Raw genomic sequence first — 19,687 nt, forward strand, 5'->3', positions numbered from 1 at the left:
ACTTCTTCTCCTTCCCGATATATCAGGTTAACTCATATACCATCAGGTTCCTGTATTCCGCTGCTAATGGAGCCAGCTGCCGCAAAGAACAGGATACAAAGCCCCACATCCGTCACCGGTTTGAATTCCCACGTAATTTTCACGTTCTCCGGAAACACCTCGGGGCACCATAGAACATAATTTGCTTTCTGCCCCATATCGTTATCCAAGGCATTTCTAAGACGCATGCTATTATTTTCAAAGTTAATATCCGCCTGTCCTTCCAAAATAAATCCATCCATATCCGCTGGCTTTTCCAGCCGGTTCTGATATATTAATCTTTCCTGTAACACCGCCGAATCAAATTTTTTCATCTTTTCTCCAATCCTAAGCAAAATTTTCTATACACCTGAAATATATTCTGAAGATTTTGCAGGTACAATTATCCCAAGTGAAAAGAGAAATCATACCAGCTTATAAACTAATTGTATATCCGTTCTCTTTTTTTTGTAAATTATCATTTTCTATCCTGTTCTAATCAGATAAAAGCTCCGCACTATGCAGAATACAATGATTTTACAGAAATATATAATCAAAATTATCATCTTATTCCATCCTAAGCGGCAGCCGGCGGGTTATTTTGATAATATAAAACGGCGAGCAGAATCCGCCCTGATTGTATTTATTTTACAAAACAGACTTTTCTATAAGGATTCAAGGAGTTTGGAAAATTGCCTAAAATAAAAATATGGCTCAAAACATTAACATACACTAACAGTTTTGAACCATACTTTTGCAAAATTATTTAGTTTTACTTTTTATTTATTTTATCATTTACTTATATACAATCATTATTTCGTCCATCCCTCCGGCAGATACGTAATTGTATTATGTATCATATCATCTACAAGTTTCGCAACCTCTTTTTCGGATGCCCTGCCCTTTACTAAAGGATCATTTAAAAAGGCCTTTATCACCAGAGATTTATCACAGGTTAGGGCTGCTTTTAATACTGCCTCATGATTTTCAACATGGGTTTTATCAGATTTAATACAGCTTCCGGCAGAGTCCCTGCAATAATCGGGCGAATAGAATCCCGTTCAAAGACTGCATTTGTCTCTACAATATCATTACTGTTAAGATTTGTTATCTGCTGATCTTTGTTCGGTATGTTTACATTACTGATTACCCGTTCCAAACCGCATAAGGCTTTAATTAAGAGTATTCCCTCTTCACCGGACGGTTTTAATTCCACTTCTTCCCCGTTCACAAGCCTCTGGCTCTTAGCCAGTCGGTTTTGTAAATCCTCTTTTCTCCAAGCCACCGTAGTTAAAGCAAATTTCCATTCCTTTACCGTCCCCGGATCCTTAAGATATTCCTCACCGGGCATAAATTCTGCCAAATGACGGTCACCGGCGGCTGCAATTAAACCATATTTACGGAACAAATCAAATTTAACCCTGTGATAGCAATCAAACATACTGTTTGCCCAATTATTATCATTTTCGTGATAACCTTCTTCAAAATGGCTGTCGATGTAATCACGGTATACGGGAATAAGATCTATTCCCTTATAAGAAGCATGATCAAACCAGGTAAAATGGTTAATACCTAAAACGTTAACATAAATATCTTCCCGTTTAATATCTTTTATTCCCAAAGATTCCTCTGTAATATGTTTCAGTAATTTCTGGGTACCGAATACTTCATGGCAGCATCCAAAGGCTTTAATCTCAGGAAATACATGATATAAAGTCTTTACACACAAGGACATTGGATTGGTATAGTTAATAACCCATGCTTTCGGGGCATACTCTTTGATTGCTTCCGCTATTTTGGTAAACATAGGAATGGTCCTGAGCGCACGGACAATTCCGCCAGGGCCGGCCGTATCACCTACGGACTGATAAATTCCAAGGCGTTCCGGAAGATGAACATCGCTTTCCATTTCATCAAAAGTTCCCGGCAAGATAGAGATAATAATAAAGTCAGCACCTGTCATCGCTTCCTTTAAATCAGATGCTACAGTATATTTCCATTTGCCGCAGACCTCTTTCCGGTTTTGCAAACGGTTTCCGATTATTTCATTATTTTTTGCAGCGTGTTTATCCAAATCATACAGGCAGATTGTTCCGCTTAAAGCCGGTTCTAATGCCAGATCCGTCATGAAAGTCCATGCCCAGCCTCTGGAACCGCCCCCGATATAGGATATTTTTAAATCTTTTACTTTATTATTCTGATATTCCATTTTTGTTCCTCTCCTTTACTCCCTTATGTGCTATAAAAACACTTGTATCAGGAGGTGTGAATCTAGTTACTATTCATCCTTACGGCTTTATAGCAACATTTTATGCACAGAAATTATGCATCAGCATAATTTCTGGCCTGTCAATCTCGGGTTTTCTGTGACTTCCGCTTTACTTCACTCACAAAAAACTCCTCGTGGTGTCTATGGCCGGACTGTAACTAAATCTATCACCAAATTTATGTTTATGCTAGACATTATAATATAATATGGTATAATAATCTTATATAATATTGCTTATTTTTATTGTTTTTTCAACTATATTGACTATATTCAACAATAAAGGTAATCACGAAACATCATCCCTGTACTTATCAAGTATATGATTAATACAATTTCATCGCTAATCTTGCCCTAAAGGCAGCTGGAGCAATGAAATCCGTATTAATTATAAGGTAGATTTAAAAAACTATAACAAGGAGGTATTCACATGAGACGAATTGTTTTTGAAGAAACCATGGACGGAATCTGCATTGACCGTATTATACGTGACTACGAATATAACATGCCTACGAAGCATGTTCACGACGAATATGAAATCTATTATTTATTGGAAGGAGAACGCTATTATTTCATTGAAAATCAAACTTATCTTGTAAAAGAGGGAAGTATTGTTTTTATAAATAAAGGTCAGATACATAAAACCGGTGTCGCCGGTAAGTCTTACCACGACCGTATCTTAATTGAATTAAAAGCAGAACCCTTTCAAACCTTTCTCTTATCCTCCTGCGGTATTTCCTTATCTGACTTTTTTTCATCCAATTATGGGGTAATTAAACTGGACAATAACGGACAGCATTATGTGAAATCCCTGCTTTTGGGCATGGCTGATGAGCTGCATCAAAAACAGCCTCATTACACTGCTATGGCTATGATGAAACTCTGTTCTCTTTTAGTTTATGCATTAAGGAGAACTACGCATGATAATACCGAACAGGTCTCAAATCTTGCCAAAACTGCAAAACATAAGAAAGTCAGTGAAGTAGCATCCTTTATCATGGCTAATTCAACGGAAGTCAAATCCCTGGATGATCTCGCAAAACGTTTCTTTATCAGTAAATGCTATCTCAGCCGAATCTTTAAAGAAGTTACCAGTTTTACGGTCAGTGAGTACATTAATATAAACCGCATCCAGAAAGCACAGCAAATGCTATTGGAAACTGATTTAAGCATTACTGAAATTTCCGCTTCCTTAGGGTATGAAAGTATTACTTATTTTGAAAAGGTGTTTTCAAATTTTACGGAAACTTCACCTTTAAAATATCGTAAGAAATACAAGAAAACAAATCAGCCCATGCGGGATAAAAAAACGGAACCAGAGGGAGTTGCCACTAAATCATAAATTTACTAATCTTGAAGCTTAAGTAGGCTTATAAACTTATAATCCACAAAAATTTTGCTATTTCACCTTTTATGCGTTCTATTCTGTTACCTGCAGATTCTCATATTCAAAATAATCGAAATCTGCAAACACTTCTCCTCCCGTCATATCATGGCAGTACATTCCAAAATGTGCTCCGGTAAAACCACGGCAGTGTTCATCCGTTAAGATATCCGACCGGAAACCCGAACCAGCCTCATTCCAGTTCAAGGAATTTTCGGAATAGAAAAAGTGAGCCATATCCCCGACTTCATTGGTCATGATCTTAAGATATAAGGCACTGTCTGGTTTTAAAGGAATTGGAGTTATCTCATCGGTAATAACACCTGTATCACTTTTAAGAAGGACCAGTACTTCCTGTCCTGACTCGTCCACTGTTTTACCGAATATATAAAAGTTCATAACATCATAAAAATAAGTAAGTCCTGCCAGCTGTTCCGGGTGTGTCGGGTAAAATTCCAAAGAAGTTTCAACACGAACCTGGTATTCACTTTGTTTTAATGCAACCAGTGTAACCCTGTGCAGGGAGTTCATGGATTCCTGTCCATATAGGCGCAGATAACCCTTTCTTTCCATCAGACTTGCCTTATCACCTAAAGGGATTCGGGGTGATACATAAGTTAAATCAAGTTTCTCATTATCAAAATTATCCCTAATTGGTCTTACCGGGAAAGTATATTCTTTCGTATCAGCTGGTTCTTCTACATATTCCGCTGCACGATTACCGCCATGTGACAATCTCAACCACCCGTCCTGACTCCAGTAAACTTTCTGAATAGCCGTTTCTCTTCCTAAAAGGCAGGATGTACTCCCTTTGGGAGGTCTTGCACAAAGATGCACCATATACCATTCGCCGTACGGGGTATCTGTAAAATCCGCATGCCCGCATTTTTTAAGAATTCCTTCTTCTTCTGTTTTAGAAGAAAGCATCGGATTTTCAGGATCCACTTCATATGGCCCCCAGATGTTCCTTGATCTAGCCTGGGTGACGCAGTGGCCGTATCCTGTTCCGCCTTCTGCAACAATCAGATAATACCACTCCCCTATTCGGTATAGGTGGGGTCCCTCCGTAAATCCGGCTTCCGTACCGGGAAAGATATTTTGAATTTCTCCCACCAGTTTGCGGTTCACCGGATCATATTCCTGAACTAAAATTCCCTTAAAACCGTTTCTCATATTAACCAGATATTTCTTCCCGTCCCTGTCATGGAAAAGGGAGGGATCAAACCCGGTACTGTTTAAATAAACCGGCTCGGACCATTCTCCCCTGATATCCTCCGTCTGTATCATGTAATTATGATTATTATAGTAACGGCCTTTTTTCGTTTTAACATCGGTATAAACCAGATAAAAAACACCCTTATCATAACTAAGGCATGGCGCCCAGATACCGCCCGAAGTCGGATCTCCTATCATATTTAACTGGCTCATTCGGTTAAGGGGCGACGGAAGCTGCTCCCAATGCTTTAGGTCTCTGGAATGAAATAATTTAACACCTGGCCACCACTCAAAGGTAGAGGTGGCTATATAATAATCTTCACCTACCCGGATGATGCTTGGGTCCGGACAAAATCCTCTCAAAATGGGGTTATGAATCATAATTACCTCTCGTTCTTCCGCGCTGCGGCATAAAATCTGATAAAATAACTATTTTTTTCTGTTTTTAATAGAAAAAGTTTTTATGTTTCATTATCCTTTTAACCCGCTGGTACTGATACCCTCTGTTAAATAGCGGTTAAAGAATAAAAAGATTAAAAATACCGGAATTAAGGATAGTGTTGACATGGCAAACATGGAACCGTAATCAGTACGGGAAGAGGAATCCGCAAAAAGCTTTAAGGCAATGGATACGGTATAGGACTCAGGTTTGCTTAAGTAAACCAACGGACCTTGGAAATCATCCCACTTCCAGTAAAATTGAATAATAACCGTTGTTATAACCGCAGGTTTTAATAATGGCAAAATTACATAAGAAAAGATACCATATTTACTGCAGCCGTCTACAAAAGCTGCTTCATCCAGTTCTCTTGGTATCCCTGCCATAAACTGCATCATCTGGTAGATAAAAAACGCCTGGCCTAAAAAGTGGGGCAGGATAAGCGGAATAATTGACGGAACCAACCCCATCCTATTGTACATAACATATTGGGGAATTAAGAGCACCTGTCCGGGTAATAATAAGGTCATGATCATAAGGGTAAATAATAACTTTCTTCCCGGATATTTCAGTCTTGAAAAAGAATAGGCAATACAGGCTGAACTAACGACCGTAGCTGCCGTAGCGATTCCGGTTATAATAATTGAATTGGTAAAGAAGGTACGAAAGCTTGTTCCTCCAAATCCTTTCCATCCTCTTGCGAAATTTTCCCATCTCCAGTTCGGAGGAATTATATTGAGGGAACCATTGAGAATTTCCGCATTATTCTTTAAGGATCCGCTGATCATCCATAAAACCGGATAAACCATAATGAATCCTGCTATCAGAACTAAAACATGATATATGTATTGATTAAGTACTTTCTTGGTTTTCAAATTCATTGCAGCATCCTCCTATTAATTTCCTGCTTCACTGAACACCCAGCTCTTAGAGGTCTTGAAAATTACCAGAGTAATTACACTCATGATGATTAACATAACCCAGGACATTGCACTGGCATAACCCATGTCATAATATTTAAAGGCATTATCATACATGTAAAGAGCATAAAAGTTCGTTGCATCGTTGGGACCGCCTTTGGTTATAACAAAAGCCTGTGTAAATGACATAAAAGCGGAAATCGTCTGCATAATCAGATTATAAAGGATTACCGGGGATAACACCGGTATTGTAATATGCAGAAAGGATTTCAATCGGTTAGCGCCGTCAATTTTAGCTGCTTCATAATAAGTAGTGGGGATTTCTTTTAATCCTGCGGCAAATATAATCATACTGGATCCAAATTGCCAGACTGTCATAAGTATTAACGGGATAATCGCCATCTTTTGGTCACCAAACCAGGAAATAGGCTTTATATCCACGATTCCGATCATTTGATTTATTAAACCATTTCTGGAAAATAGCTCTTTCCAAACCAGAGCAACCGCAATACTGCCGCCGATCAGGGATGGAACATAAAATAATGACCTGTAGAACCCGGTCAGTTTTGATTTTCTAATTAAAACAATTGCAACTAATAACGCAAAGCACAATTTAGATGGAACAGAAATTAAAACATATTTCATTGTTACTTTAAGAGACATCCAAAATCTTTCATCCTGAAACAGGCGTCCATAATTGCTTAATCCAATCCAGGATTCTTTTTTTATTAAGTTATAATCAGTAAAAGAATAATACAGAGAAGAAATTATTGGTATAAGCGTAAATCCTAAAAAGCCTATAATAAACGGCAATGCAAATACATACCCTACCGTTTTCTCTTTGTATATAAACTTTCTAAAAGCGCTCTTATTATCTTTATTCATTTAGGAGCCTCCTTATAGTCCTTAAAAGTATCATTTTAGTTAAATCGGAAATACAGGTCCGCTTTGCTACATGCTAAATCAGATAAGTTAATTAGAACTCTTACACTATTAAATTCATAGTAAAGAGTTCTAACTAACAATCATTACATGGATTTATTTAAACTGTGATTTTGCATAGTCATAAAATTCTTTCGCTCCCTTATCCGCTGTTAGTTCACCATAGATAACCTTTTGAATCGTTAAGTTAAAATTATCGGTGATAGCCTGATAAGGTTCCGGGCTGATCGGATTTGATTCACCAACTTCAAAGGTGCCTACTAAATTTACGAAATCATTAGCAGTAACCTGTTCCGGTGTAAAATCAGGAGCCTGTGCTTCTGTTACATTTGAAAATATGGACATACCGCGTTCTCCGGCTAAAACCTTGTTTGCTTCTTCATTCGTCCAGAAGTAATTTAAGAATTTTGCTGCTTCTTCCGGATATTCGGAATCTTTTGAAATACAGAACATCTGTGATGACTGAAGAGCCGCACCCGCAGGACCATCTGCTGTTTTTCTTGGTATAGGAGCAAGTTTTAATTCCCTGCCTGCTGCCTGATACAAGGTCGGGAACTGATTACTTGCTACCCAAGTCATAGCAGCTTCACCTGTTACAAGGTAATCGCCTTCAATATCTTTAATTTCCGCTATAGCACCCGGATCCGGATAAGCGCCTGATTTTGTAAGGTCTGCTCTCATTTGAATATAATCAGTTAATAAATTGTAGTCATCAAAACCAAGTCCATCATTCGTTAAAGCATAGAAGTTTAATTTTATGTCGGACTGAGGAATACCTGATCCGCAGGCTGCTGCGAAATCATCAAACTTAGAACTTCCGTAAATTCCTAGTTTTTCATGAATTGTATTACTTGCTTTAGCATAATCATCCCAAGTCCAGTTTTCGGTAGGTTCAGCAACACCAGCTTCTTTAAACATAGCGGGATCATATGCAATACCATAAGTATTAACACCATTTGAAATACCAATTTGCTTGCCTTCATACTGAGTTGTTTTTAGGAATGCATCGGTAGTCTTGGAGGTATCAATCGTACCTGCTTTAATATAATCATCCAAAGGTACGATTGTACTTAAGTAAGTAGGAAAATTACCGCCTAACTGGAACATATCCCATACCTTATCGGAAGCCACCAACGTATTGAGTTTTGTAAAGTAACCATCAGAATCATAAAATTCATATTCAATATCTACATTCGGATGTTCTTTCTCATACATTTCGATTACTTGAATTGTTTTATCGTGACGAGCCTGTGAGCCCCACCAACCCATACGTAAAACTACCTTATCACCGGAAGTTGTTTCAGCTGCGGAACTGGTGCCGGTCTGATCAGCACTTGCATCTGTGTTGGTATCTTTTCCTTTACAGGCAACTAAAGATACTGTAGTCAAAATAGCTAAAAATAGAACTAATACTCTTTTGAGTTTCATAAAAAATGCCTCCTCATAATTTTTATGTAATATTACAGTAAAAACAATACAACCAAACCCACCTTTAGTCAATATATAACGATTATTTCCATAAAAAATTTTGATTATATTGATTTTTATAACTATATTTACTTTTTTGTATTTCAATTTATTTAGAATTCTTAAATATTTTACTTAAAAATGCCAATCTGGGATTGCTAATTTTTAACAAAAATCAATTTCGAAATTATACTTTTTTGTACAATATATAACAACAAATTTTACATGTACTTTGCTTTCTGTTATAAGTATTTTCTTTCCAAAAATACTAAGTTTCTGTGGAAAACGGTGCTGCGGGCAGGCCATCCAGATTATACAAATTGGCCTCTTCCGGATTGTCGGACCAGGCGTACCTTACATTCACAGGTTTTGTTATCCCTTTACCAGATACAATTACCGTATTCCCCTCAATAGTGGCCTCGGCTTCAGTGTATTTTCCATCTTCACCGCAGATTGTAAATGCTCTCAAGCTGCTGCCTTTGGCCTTAAGACCGCTTTCACCATGGGTAAAATACAGTTTGATTTTATCATTGTCCGTTTCTTTATGATGATACAGCGGACCGCTATATACCACATTCTCCTTATAAACCAGCTTTAAGGCTAGTAATGCAAGTCGGTTTCCTACCGTCCTCTTATCCCGGGGATGAATATCGTTATATTCTCCTGCATCATAAGTAACTGCCATTCCCGTTCCCGGGATTTCCAAAGCTTTTCTTTGTGCTTCCCTGATCTCCGCCCATTTACTCACAGCAGGTTCCATTCTCCACGGACAATAATTAGCTAATTGTACATAAAGGAACGGAAATTCCCCCAGATTCCAGGTGGATCTCCAGTCCTTAATCACTGCCTCAAATAAACCTCTGTAATCCTTCGTATAATCCGTATTGGATTCTCCCTGATACCACAACGTACCCGAATGGCATATTTCCTTAAGGGATAAATCATACTGTTGTATACTCCGGTGGGCATAAACTGAAATGTAGTTGTCGGTGCCAGAGGTTCCATTACAGCTCCAACCTTATATCTCCATATTCCTCCCAGAGGTATCCGCTTGTTAGTAAGTTTCAGAAAATAAGGCATGTCTGTAACAAATGCACCCATATGCCTTGTAATTATGACACGTACAGCCAGTGTGTTTTTACCTTTTTTCAGCAAGCCTTCCGGTATCTCATATCTTCTTCTGGCAAATAAAGAATCGTTACCCCCAATTTTTACACCATTGATATACGTATCGTCACCGTTAATAATCGTACCCAGTACAAGTTTTGCTTGTCCGACCTCTGTTTCTTCAGCTATAACAAATTCCTTGCGAAACCAGACAGAACCTTTTAAATCCTCCAAATCGGTACCCAAAAAGCTTTTCGGAAGAAGCATTTCACTCCAGCCGTGATCATCATAGCCGGTGTTAAACCAGGGGGTTTTCTCAAGCAGTCCCCTGTCCTTCCCGTCCAGCTTTTTATGCCAGTCTTGAATATACCTTTCATCGCTTTCCTTTACACCGTCTACATAATTATCATTCTTGCACAGGGTTAATTTATGTTGAAAACGTTCAAAACCCATTAAAGATTTTTCACTCATCCAGGCTTCGGCCGGTGTTCCGCCGACTGCCGTATGGATTAGACCAATGGGTATCTTACATTTTTCATATAATTTTTTAGCAAAAAAATAACCGGCCGCACTGAAATCAAGTACCGATTTGGGGGTAACTAAAACCCAATTACCGCCGTTTAATTCCTCCTGCGGTTTTTGGAAATTATAAGCTTCCGGTACGGAAAATTTCCGGATAAACGGGTAATCTGCCAGCGCTACTTCATCTTCAAAGATGTCCAGGGCTCTTTCAAAAGGCATCTCCATATTGGACTGCCCTCCCAGTACCCAGACTTCACCTACTAATATATCCTTTACTACTATTTTGTTATCAGTACATTCCACTGTCATTTCATAAGGACCGCCGGTTTTTAAATCATTTATAAGGACTTCCCACTTACCATCTTCGCCTGTAATAGTTGAAAATTGTTTCTCACAAATTGAGAGGAATAGTTGTTCCTTAGGTGCTGCTTCTCCCCAGATCTTTATCCGGCTGTTACGTTGTAATACCATACCATCACTGATAATATATGGTAACCTTATTTCATTTCTATTAATCATTTTTTAATTACTCCTTATATTCGCCCGGCAAAAGCCCTTTAGATTGGGCTTGCCGGATGAGCAGAGCTTCAGTTGCCCTAGGAACAAGATTCAGCTCTGAAATTGTATCATTTACGTGGTATATAGATGCAATAATTGTGTTTGGCAATTATCCAGTATTCTTTAATAAGGGAAAGGAGAGATGGATTCATATTCCACCGTCCATGTTCCATCTTTGGGAAAACCGGGAAACTCCTCCCAACATCCCGGATATCCCGCTATCATGATAGGTATTGCTAGTAAGAGAGACCCATTACCCGGTAGATATAACGGTAAATCCGTACGTAATTTTTGAAAATTATTACCGCTTGTGACATAACAGTTTTTCGGAGTATCCTTAAGTAAAATATTTATCGCCGTATCTGCATCCCCCAAACGTACGGCTGTCATAGCCATCATTGCAAAATCCCAGCCCCACATAGTGGAATAATCCCAACAATCCAGTACTGTCTTTAATGTTTTCTCCATTTTTGCCTTTGATACGCGGTCACTTGGAATTAGACCGTAAGCCCCCAGCATGGAGGGGTGATCCCGGTTGAATTTTTCAAAGGTATCAGGGCAGTTTTCATGTGCAAGATAAAGTTCGTCTTTAGCAGGAAGTTCTGCCATATTAGCAGAAATCTTGGCCCAGTTGGTTCCATCTTTCCCCAACCGTTCTGCCCAACGGGCAGCAATATCTAAAGTAAATCTCCAATATTCTACTTCAAACGCCGGGTTTACTGTTATTCTCGGATCATGCTCTTCCTGTGCCGGAATAATGGGGGACGTCAGATCATATTTCCCTTTTTCAGGATTCCATACGGCATAATCGGCCATAAAATCAGCTGTTTCTTCTACTACTTTCCAATATTCCTCTAAAAAAACCTTATCCTGTTTATTTTGATATGCCAGTTCCAGCATATAGATAATATGAGGCTGCTGCCATATTAACAAAGTAGCGATGGTAGATGGACTATCAATAGCATCATATGCTACCATTTTGGGCCACCTAGCCCCTTTATATCCGTTCCTGCGTGCATTTTCCCTGGCTGCATCCAGATGATTCCGGTACCAGGGCAGACTTCGTTCCAAATAATCTGACCGGTTCCATAAAGGTAAATATGCACAGTGCCACAAATACATTTCCAAATGAAATTTGCCATACCAGCTGTTGCAGGTTAACCCGGTTTCCTGGGGCGGCATGGAACCACAGGATTGTATTGCCAATAAATACTGGGATAATACAATTCTCCTTTCTAATTCCAACGCCCGGGAATCTTTTGATTTATGTAAATCCACCATACCGCCTTTTTCCCAGAAACTTTTCCATCCTGAACGGCTGCTGTTAAATACATCTTTAATCTTTATGACAGATTCACTTACCTGCTTAGTAAATGTTACAGTTAATGCAAGCTGATTTTTAGTTGTGGTAAGAATAAATTGATGTGTGATGTCATTATGGTCATGCAACTCTCCATTACTGTTTACATTTACGTAATAACCGTCCCCATCTAATTTTCTTTCTATAATAGTCGTATGTTCATCCTGTTTCATAATCTTGCTGTTGTGAAGCTCAGGGCAGCCAAAATCCGACGCAGTGATATCCGGAGACCCATAGGGAAATATTAGCGCAATTTGAAGACTTCCATCCGTTAGGGCTTCTGATTCTACGGACACTCCCAGGGTACAGCTGCTGCTATGGCAGACTGTCCGCACAAAACACTTCTTTTCGTGAATTCTGAAACTGCTTTCTATAACCCCCTCATACAGTTTTAATTCCTGATGGATTTCAGATAATTCATCCGCTTTAATTTCCTTTCCCTGATAAAGAAAGCCTAACCTGCCGAGGTTCAGTCTATGGGGATTCTGTCTAAGCCAGTCATATACCTCTTCATTACCTGGCTTTTTCTCAACAGCATAAGAAACTTTACGTCCTGCAAAATCATACTCCGTTTTAATGAGGTCATCCATACTGTAGGAATACCTCTCCTGATCTTTATCCCCGGTCGCAGCTTTGCTGCTTCGACTGACAGGGGTAGTATGCCATCCCCATTGACTCATGGTACACAGAGGAACATGATTTTCTTTGTAATCTTCATATAAAGTCTGTAACCCTGTCACATCAACGGTAAAAGCAAACTCTCCGTTACCAACCGATAGCGGGGAATCCAAGTCAACTTTCTCCAATACCGGATTATGTCTCGTTACTAATTCAAATCGATTTATAGCCATGATATTTTCCCTCTTTTTTAAATAGAATAGCCCCATTGCTCACACTTTGCATGGGGCCTTACTTGTAAGGTTAAATTACCTGTAAATTATAGAGTAAATAATTAGAACCGTCAATAAATATGGTAAACTTCCATAAAATCCGAGTAAAAATAGTGTTTTTTATACTATATTGACTGAGCAATAAGAGGATCGATTAAAATAAAGGCTTGCTTGAATTAGTTAACCGCTGAAACCATATACTTTTATTGAAGTTTAAAAAAGGGGCTGTCGCACTAAAAGGAAGCTGCCGCCTCACGATTTTTCAATCGTTAAAGCGACAGCCCCTTAATAGCTATAATACCATCTAAATATGTCAAATTGACCTGACTAATTAATTACCGCATTCAATACTGATTTCATTAAATTTATCCAATATATTTTCAATCATTAAACTTGCTTTCTCTGCTCCGGATTTATCAATTACAATTTCGCCCCGGTGCATCATGATTAGCCGGTTGCCGTATTCTACCGCATAGCGGAGGTTATGGGTAACCATAATCGTGGTAAGATGTTTTTCCTTAACGATTTTATCCGTTAATTCCATAATTAAATCCGCAGTTTTGGGATCCAACGCCGCAGTATGTTCATCCAGAATTAAAAATTCAATAGGTGTCATGGTGGACATTAATAAAGCCATTGCCTGTCTTTGCCCTCCGGACAAAGAACCAACCGGAATCTGCAGCTTATCTTCCAGTCCCAGATTTAATGTTTTCAGACTTTCACGATAATAGTCAATCCGTTCCTTATTGGTACCCCATTTCAGATTAAAGAATTTTCCTTTATTATCCGCTAAGGACATGTTTTCCAAAATCGTCATATTTGGGCAGGTACCCATGGCAGGATTCTGATAGACACGGCCGATTCGCTTCAGCCGTTTGAATTCCGGTATTCCTGTAATATCCGCACTATTAATGGATATGCTGCCATTATCCACCGGAATACTGCCGCAGATAATATTTAGCATGGAAGTTTTGCCGGAACCGTTGCTTCCTACAACAGAGACAAATTCCTGATCTTTTACGGTAAAGTTAAAGCGGTCAAACAAGCACATTTCATTTACCGTTCCGGGATTATAATATTTATTGATATTTTTTAATTCAAGCATTTGTCTTCACCTTCCTTTTGCGGTCATAACCTAAAATCAATATTAATAAGAACAGGATTGAGGTTATAAGCTTTAAATCAGAGGCGGCCAGTCCAAGTGAGAGTGCAAAAGATACACATGCTTTATAAATTACAGATCCTATAATAACAGCAGTGGTTGCTTTTACTGCAGAAAATCTCTTGAATAAATTAGTACCTATAATAACACTGGCAAGACCGATTACAATGGTACCGGTTCCCAGGGAATTTTCAAAAAAACCGCTCTTCTGCGTATAAATGGATCCTGCCAATGCTACAAATGCATTGGCAATGGCAAGACCGATGATTTTAACCGTACCTTTATCTTTTGCCAGGGAAGTTACCAGTGTATCATTATCACCTACGGAACGGAGCAGATAACCTGATCTGGTTTTTAAATACAAGTCTAATAACAACTTCATAATTACTACTATGATCAATAAGATAATAGTATCTGTAAAGGGCTGAAGTCCTGTGGGTATGGTATTGGTAAGAAACGTATTTTCAAATATTGTTTCCTTTGAAAAAATCGGCAGGTTTGTTTTCCCGGCAATTCGAAGGTTAATGGAATATAATGCCGTCATCATAATGATTCCGGATAATAAATCCCTTACCTTAAATTTAACGTGGATTATTCCTGTTATCATACCTGCAAATCCACCGACGATAAAAGAAATCAATAAGGTTAATAAAGGATTTACCCCTGCTATAATCAGCACTGCCGTTATAGCTCCGCCAAGAGGAAAAGTACCGTCCACGGACAGATCCGGAAAATCCAGAATTTTATAAGTTATATATACACCAAGGCCATAATGGCATAAGCCAAACCCTCAACCAGTACCCCCAACAGAATTGTCATATTCTTAAACCTTCGCCTTTCTATATCAAGTCTTATTAGGTAATTGCGAAACTATATCGTTTTCTGAATATACCATACAATTAATACAAATTTCATAACTTCAGTTGCCTTATGGGCAAGATTCAGCTCTGAAATTGTATTAATTGCATAGTATATAAGTACAATAATCTTGTATCGTAATTACCTATCTAATCTAATCTTTATTTTGCTTCAATTTCTTTGAACATTTCTTTTGCAGAGCTTACCAAATCCTCCGGAAGTGTAATTCCAAGATTATCTGCTACTGCGGTATTGCCGTAAAAAGCTGCTTCCTCAATAACTTCAAAATTCATTTCACTTGCCTTTTTCTCACCTTTTAAAACCTTAGCAGCCATTTTACCGGTTTGCACTCCTAAATCATAATAATCAAGGCCAACCGCAGCCAGGCAGCCAATCTTAACCTGCTCTACTTCACTTCCGAATACGGGGATTTTCTTTGCTGCAGCCTTATTTAATATAACCGGCAGGGAACTTACCACGGTATTATCCGTTAAATTCGTAATACAATCCACTTTTTCCAACAGGTTATCGGCAGCTAACGGAATATCAGCACCTGTGGAAATACCGCTGTCTACAATTTCAAATCCGTAAGTACCGGCTGCTGCTTTATATTCTTTAATTGCAGATACGGAATTTATTTCACTGGTACTATATAAAATACCGATGGTTTTTGCATCCGGTAAAACCTTACGGATCATTTCCAATTGTTTTTCAACCGGAAGTTTATCACTGGTTCCGGTAATATTTCCATTTGGAGATTTATCTGCTTTGGCTAACTCAGCCAGTACCGGATCGGTAACTGCTGTAAAGATAACAGGTATCTTCGTATCCTTTGCCGCACCGTAAGCACTTTGTGCCATAGGTGTTGCAATGGCACAGATTAAATCAACTTTTTTTGATACAAAATCATTTGCAATCTGTGCTGCAGTTCCGCCGTCAGCCTGGGCATTATCAAATGAAACTTTCAGATTCTCACCCTCTTTATAACCCTCTTCCGCCAATCCGGCTAAAAAACCATCCTTACAATTGTCTAAGGATGCATGTTCTGCGAACTGACCGATTCCGATTGTAACCTGACCGTCTTTTTTTCCGCTGCAGCCTGCTAACAAGCTTATTACCAGTGTTAACACAATAAATACCGAAATTTTCTTTTTCATAAATACTCCTTCTTTCCGGGAGATTCTCTCCCTTGACTTGTAAGAGAATATTCTTATTTGCTACAGTTTACTCAGTTGATTAACTGAACCTGAAAAAACTTCCTGACTGCAGAAGAGTTTAGAATATTTCCTCTTATGGATAATTGGTTAAAATAATAAGTTTTATACCGTCCGCTCCATTTAACCACATATCGTTTGCCAAATAAGGAAAGCTCATGTCCATCCTGCCCGGAGTATATTTATTGAAATGGCGAGTTCAGAGACCTTTCCAACTCAATAAAAAAAGTCTCAAGTAATATATACTTGAGACGAATATAATCCGCGGTACCACTCAATTTGACAAAGTCCACTTTTTCATATACTAACATATATGCCATACTAGTAACGGTTATGGTTACCGTCAACGCCTACTATTAATTCGGGTTGCCCTCAAAAGCCCATTCAGCTTAAAACTACATATCGCATTCCACCAACTGCGACTCTCTGTTAAGTCGTATAAAAGCTTACTTTTCTTTCTCAACGGTTTTCTCTTATTAGTAAATCTATCATAATATGAATTTTTTGTTTTGTCAATATGGAAATTTTAAATCTATTTTTCCAAAAGGAATTCAATTGCCAAATTGATACTAGTTTAATTGTTATGTTCTTCCTTATCGTTAAGCCCGTCTGTATATTTTTTTTCCATTTTCTCCGGTCAATAATTATGGTAATAATTGAATTTAGAACAGATAAAATACAAAAAAACCAGAATAATTTCCTGGATACGGAATTATTAATAAAGTTCATGGTCGGATTATAATTATCCAATATTAATAGTGTTATAAAAATACCAGATAAAATGATAATTATATGGGGCAGTATGCTTCTAAGAATGTTCATGTTACTTAACCTCCTTTATCATAATACAGTCGCTTACTTCTCTTCCGCCCTCCGCAGGCCGGTTTACTAATGTGTCATGAAATGACATTTCCGAGGATTTTCCTCCATCCAGATTATAGGCAGTCTTACATCCAAGATTCTCAAATAAATCCGAAAGTTCAGAAAGTGTCATTCCATAGGAATACCCGCTTTGACGCCCGTCTACAACGACAAAGGCATAATGACCGGATTCGTAATAACCAATTGCAGTTCTTGGATTCTCCTCCTTAATATGCCGGCTTGCGGTAAACTCCGTTATGCTTCTGCCTGCCTTATCCAGTAATTCCGGTCCGAAGCACCATGCCTGATATGCTCCGTCTGTTATAGCCCGATTAACATCAAATTCATCTGCCGAGTATGTCTTCATCGTACCGTCATAATATAACACACAAACATCCGAATCACTGCTGGTTTTCCGGTATACTTCTCCGTTGCGGATTACCACTCCATCACCGCCATTGCCATAATAATCGCCGTTGATTGCCAATATGGCATTAAAAGATTCATCCATACTCAGTAAATCCTCAGCATAACCGATTCCATAGGTGTCTTTTGCAAAACCACTGGCCAGACAGGTTATATCCGCTATATAAATATCAGCTACATAATAGGTTACAATATTCCCATCCGAACCCTCCGTATATTTGTTAACTTGGATAGAAATATCCCTGCTGGTATAAGAATTGTCCGTAGACACTACCGTATCAGAAAAATGCTGTGCAAACTTTGTCCGCAGATTCCCTGTGGCAGTCGAATTATCTGTTGTTTTGGGTGGAGTTGTTTCATCTGAAGCAGCCGATTGATTTGCACCAACTGTTTCATCTATAATATTTTCATTTGCAGTATCTGTTTCATTACCCCCGGCTGCAGATTCGACATCGTTGAAATTCATACTACTATTACTTAAACTGTCCTGCCTTTCCTGGTTTGTCTTTACACCGGCACTTTCCAGCTGTCTCGGATTTAAATAATAGGAATAATAGAAACCCAGGATATACACAGCAATGAGTGCCGAGTCAATTAATACCAAAAGCCAGGCCGGCAGAAGTTTTTTATTATGTTTCATACATGCGGTCCTCCTTTTTTTGAAATCTTATTAAAAATAATAAACTTCTGGACTGTAAAACTGATAACAAACAGCATGAATTCTGTCAATAATTTTGCTATGGCTTTATTTAATCCTATATAGTCATACAGAACATATAAAATTGCTGTATTTAAAAATAAAATGATACAAGCTAACATGATATAACTGACTATGGATTTATACCTGTTTTCCTTACAACGGAATATAAATGTACTGTTCAGATAATAATTAAAAGCCCCACTGATTATCCTGGCACTGATATTGGCTGCCACGATGGAAGACTCTTTTGGAAAAGTGAAATTAAACACCTGAGCCAATAAGAAAAAAAGTATATAATCCAACAGGAAACTTATAAATGAAGTGCCGGAAAATGCGAGCAGATTACCATATATCCTCACAGAATCTCTTATTGCGCGAAAATGGGAACAGGAATTATTTTTATCATGGTAAATGGTGGTAATCGGTACTTCCGTTATTTTAATATGCTGCTTTGCGCAGGTTACTAAGACATTCATTTCATACTCATACCGTTCTCCGTTTACCTTAAGAAACATGGAAACCAGATCTTTCGAAAATGCACGCAGCCCTGTCTGGGTATCGGTAACCCATATACCACTGATAATACGAAAAACATATTTCGTCACTGTGTTTCCAAAAAGAGATTTAACAGGTATATCACCCTTAAATTTTCTGACACCAAGTACCAGCCCGGAATCTTTTTGATGAACCGCATCCAGTAAACGCATTGCGTCTTCGGGACGATGCTGTCCGTCCGCATCCAATAAAACGATACCCTGTATTTCGTGAAAATGATTATCTTTATTATAATTTCTTATATACTTTAACGCTGTCTTAATTGCCGAACCTTTTCCTCGGTTTATTTCATGAGAAAGTAATATGACAGAATCTTCAATTGCTCGAAATATATGTGATAAACGTTCATCGCTTCCATCATTTACTACAATAATATTTTCAATTCCTAAGGCCCGTAATTGAGATACCAGTTTCGGCAGCTGCTCATCCGGATTATAAGCAGGAATAATAGCTACATCCATACAATACTTGAGGGGCATTTGAAAAATCCCCTTCTCTCCTTTCTTAATGATTAGTATGATAGGTAATTGCGAAACTCACATATTGTATCTATATACCATGCAATTAATACAATTTCAGAGCTGAATTTTGCCCATAGGGCAACTGAAGCTCTGAAATTCGTATCAATTGTATGGTATAATCAGAAAATTATATAGTTTCGCAATTGCCTATGATTAGTATGAGTAAATATTAAAGGGTCAAGTTTAAATTAACATTAAATAAGATAAGAATTTTTATCTTATTACCAAAGATAGAATGAAACCTTCTTGTACCGGTAAAAATATTGTGATATATTTATTGCATAATACAGGAAAATATTTAA

The 19,687-nt window shown here is 38.2% G+C and carries 13 protein-coding genes, 2 pseudogenes and 1 other annotated feature; of the genes and pseudogenes, 1 reads left to right on the forward strand and 14 read right to left on the reverse strand.

Translation table 11 applies throughout. The features are described 5' to 3' along the window. Positions 1-32: 32 nt before the first annotated feature. Positions 33-353, reverse strand: a complete 321-nt coding sequence (locus Ana3638_RS00255) for a DUF1961 family protein (protein ID WP_161835992.1) — start codon at positions 351-353, stop codon at positions 33-35. 477 nt (positions 354-830) lie between these two features. Continuing rightward, positions 831-2,227: pseudogene (locus Ana3638_RS00260) on the reverse strand (family 4 glycosyl hydrolase). Between the two features lie 487 nt (positions 2,228-2,714). On the opposite strand from Ana3638_RS00260, the gene Ana3638_RS00265 reads away from it, so the two are divergent. Further along, the gene (locus tag Ana3638_RS00265; RefSeq protein WP_161835994.1) at positions 2,715-3,626 is read left to right on the forward strand and encodes an AraC family transcriptional regulator; all 912 of its coding nucleotides are present in this window, start codon (positions 2,715-2,717) and stop codon (positions 3,624-3,626) included. Positions 3,627-3,704: 78 nt separating this feature from the next. Here the strand turns inward: Ana3638_RS00265 and Ana3638_RS00270 are convergent, their stop codons facing one another. The 12 genes and pseudogenes from Ana3638_RS00270 to Ana3638_RS00325 all read right to left on the reverse strand — a co-directional run bounded on the left by Ana3638_RS00270 (position 3,705) and on the right by Ana3638_RS00325 (position 19,343). After that, a complete protein-coding gene (locus tag Ana3638_RS00270) occupies positions 3,705-5,264 on the reverse strand; it encodes a glycoside hydrolase family 43 protein (protein ID WP_161835996.1) in 1,560 nt (519 codons plus the stop codon). A gap of 90 nt (positions 5,265-5,354) precedes the next feature. Next, positions 5,355-6,203 (reverse strand): carbohydrate ABC transporter permease, encoded by an 849-nt coding sequence (locus Ana3638_RS00275; RefSeq protein ID WP_161835998.1) that lies wholly within the window; start codon positions 6,201-6,203, stop codon positions 5,355-5,357. A 15-nt stretch (positions 6,204-6,218) separates the two neighbouring features. Next, positions 6,219-7,127, reverse strand: a complete 909-nt coding sequence (locus Ana3638_RS00280) for a carbohydrate ABC transporter permease (protein ID WP_161836000.1) — start codon at positions 7,125-7,127, stop codon at positions 6,219-6,221. A 153-nt stretch (positions 7,128-7,280) separates the two neighbouring features. Further along, complete coding sequence (locus Ana3638_RS00285; protein WP_161836002.1) at positions 7,281-8,612, reverse strand: ABC transporter substrate-binding protein; 1,332 nt, start codon at positions 8,610-8,612, stop codon at positions 7,281-7,283. Positions 8,613-8,919: 307 nt separating this feature from the next. Beyond that, positions 8,920-9,558, reverse strand: coding sequence for a sialate O-acetylesterase (locus Ana3638_RS00290; RefSeq protein ID WP_246240625.1), 639 nt, complete (start codon positions 9,556-9,558; stop codon positions 8,920-8,922). After that, positions 9,492-10,799 carry a sialate O-acetylesterase gene (locus Ana3638_RS00295; RefSeq protein ID WP_161836004.1) on the reverse strand — a complete coding sequence of 436 codons (1,308 nt, stop codon included), beginning with the start codon at positions 10,797-10,799 and terminating at the stop codon, positions 9,492-9,494. Before Ana3638_RS00295 ends, Ana3638_RS00290 begins: the two co-directional genes overlap by 67 nt. Positions 10,800-10,961: 162 nt before the next feature. Next, positions 10,962-13,049: a glycosyl hydrolase family 95 catalytic domain-containing protein gene (locus tag Ana3638_RS00300; protein WP_161836006.1), complete on the reverse strand. Its 2,088-nt coding sequence runs from the start codon at positions 13,047-13,049 to the stop codon at positions 10,962-10,964. A 370-nt stretch (positions 13,050-13,419) separates the two neighbouring features. Next, complete coding sequence (locus Ana3638_RS00305; protein WP_161836008.1) at positions 13,420-14,193, reverse strand: ABC transporter ATP-binding protein; 774 nt, start codon at positions 14,191-14,193, stop codon at positions 13,420-13,422. Then, positions 14,186-15,069, reverse strand: a pseudogene (locus Ana3638_RS00310) (ABC transporter permease). Before Ana3638_RS00310 ends, Ana3638_RS00305 begins: the two are co-directional and overlap by 8 nt. 200 nt (positions 15,070-15,269) lie before the next feature. Then, complete coding sequence (locus Ana3638_RS00315; protein ID WP_161836010.1) at positions 15,270-16,265, reverse strand: ABC transporter substrate-binding protein; 996 nt, start codon at positions 16,263-16,265, stop codon at positions 15,270-15,272. A gap of 301 nt (positions 16,266-16,566) precedes the next feature. Continuing rightward, positions 16,567-16,794, reverse strand: a binding site (T-box leader). A 351-nt stretch (positions 16,795-17,145) separates the two neighbouring features. Beyond that, positions 17,146-18,249: a phosphodiester glycosidase family protein gene (locus tag Ana3638_RS00320; RefSeq protein ID WP_161836012.1), complete on the reverse strand. Its 1,104-nt coding sequence runs from the start codon at positions 18,247-18,249 to the stop codon at positions 17,146-17,148. Next, positions 18,246-19,343 (reverse strand): bifunctional glycosyltransferase family 2/GtrA family protein, encoded by a 1,098-nt coding sequence (locus Ana3638_RS00325; RefSeq protein WP_161836014.1) that lies wholly within the window; start codon positions 19,341-19,343, stop codon positions 18,246-18,248. The genes Ana3638_RS00320 and Ana3638_RS00325 overlap by 4 nt, the downstream gene beginning before the upstream one ends. Between the last annotated feature and the right edge of the window lie 344 nt (positions 19,344-19,687).

It is taken from the genome of Anaerocolumna sedimenticola (genome assembly GCF_009931695.1).
In the GTDB taxonomy this organism is placed as follows: Bacteria; Bacillota; Clostridia; order Lachnospirales; family Lachnospiraceae; genus Anaerocolumna; species Anaerocolumna sedimenticola.

Excerpts from the sequence above, each read along its gene's own strand:
- Ana3638_RS00275 (WP_161835998.1), bottom strand. The coding sequence starts at position 6,203 with ATGAATTTGAAAACCAAGAAAGTACTTAATCAATACATATATCATGTT.
- Ana3638_RS00270 (WP_161835996.1), bottom strand. The coding sequence starts at position 5,264 with ATGATTCATAACCCCATTTTGAGAGGATTTTGTCCGGACCCAAGCATC.
- Ana3638_RS00325 (WP_161836014.1), bottom strand. The coding sequence starts at position 19,343 with ATGCCCCTCAAGTATTGTATGGATGTAGCTATTATTCCTGCTTATAAT.
- Ana3638_RS00320 (WP_161836012.1), bottom strand. The coding sequence starts at position 18,249 with ATGAAACATAATAAAAAACTTCTGCCGGCCTGGCTTTTGGTATTAATT.
- Ana3638_RS00315 (WP_161836010.1), bottom strand. The coding sequence starts at position 16,265 with ATGAAAAAGAAAATTTCGGTATTTATTGTGTTAACACTGGTAATAAGC.
- Ana3638_RS00295 (WP_161836004.1), bottom strand. The coding sequence starts at position 10,799 with ATGATTAATAGAAATGAAATAAGGTTACCATATATTATCAGTGATGGT.
- Ana3638_RS00255 (WP_161835992.1), bottom strand. The coding sequence starts at position 353 with ATGAAAAAATTTGATTCGGCGGTGTTACAGGAAAGATTAATATATCAG.
- Ana3638_RS00300 (WP_161836006.1), bottom strand. The coding sequence starts at position 13,049 with ATGGCTATAAATCGATTTGAATTAGTAACGAGACATAATCCGGTATTG.
- Ana3638_RS00305 (WP_161836008.1), bottom strand. The coding sequence starts at position 14,193 with ATGCTTGAATTAAAAAATATCAATAAATATTATAATCCCGGAACGGTA.
- Ana3638_RS00280 (WP_161836000.1), bottom strand. The coding sequence starts at position 7,127 with ATGAATAAAGATAATAAGAGCGCTTTTAGAAAGTTTATATACAAAGAG.
- Ana3638_RS00265 (WP_161835994.1), top strand. The coding sequence starts at position 2,715 with ATGAGACGAATTGTTTTTGAAGAAACCATGGACGGAATCTGCATTGAC.
- Ana3638_RS00285 (WP_161836002.1), bottom strand. The coding sequence starts at position 8,612 with ATGAAACTCAAAAGAGTATTAGTTCTATTTTTAGCTATTTTGACTACA.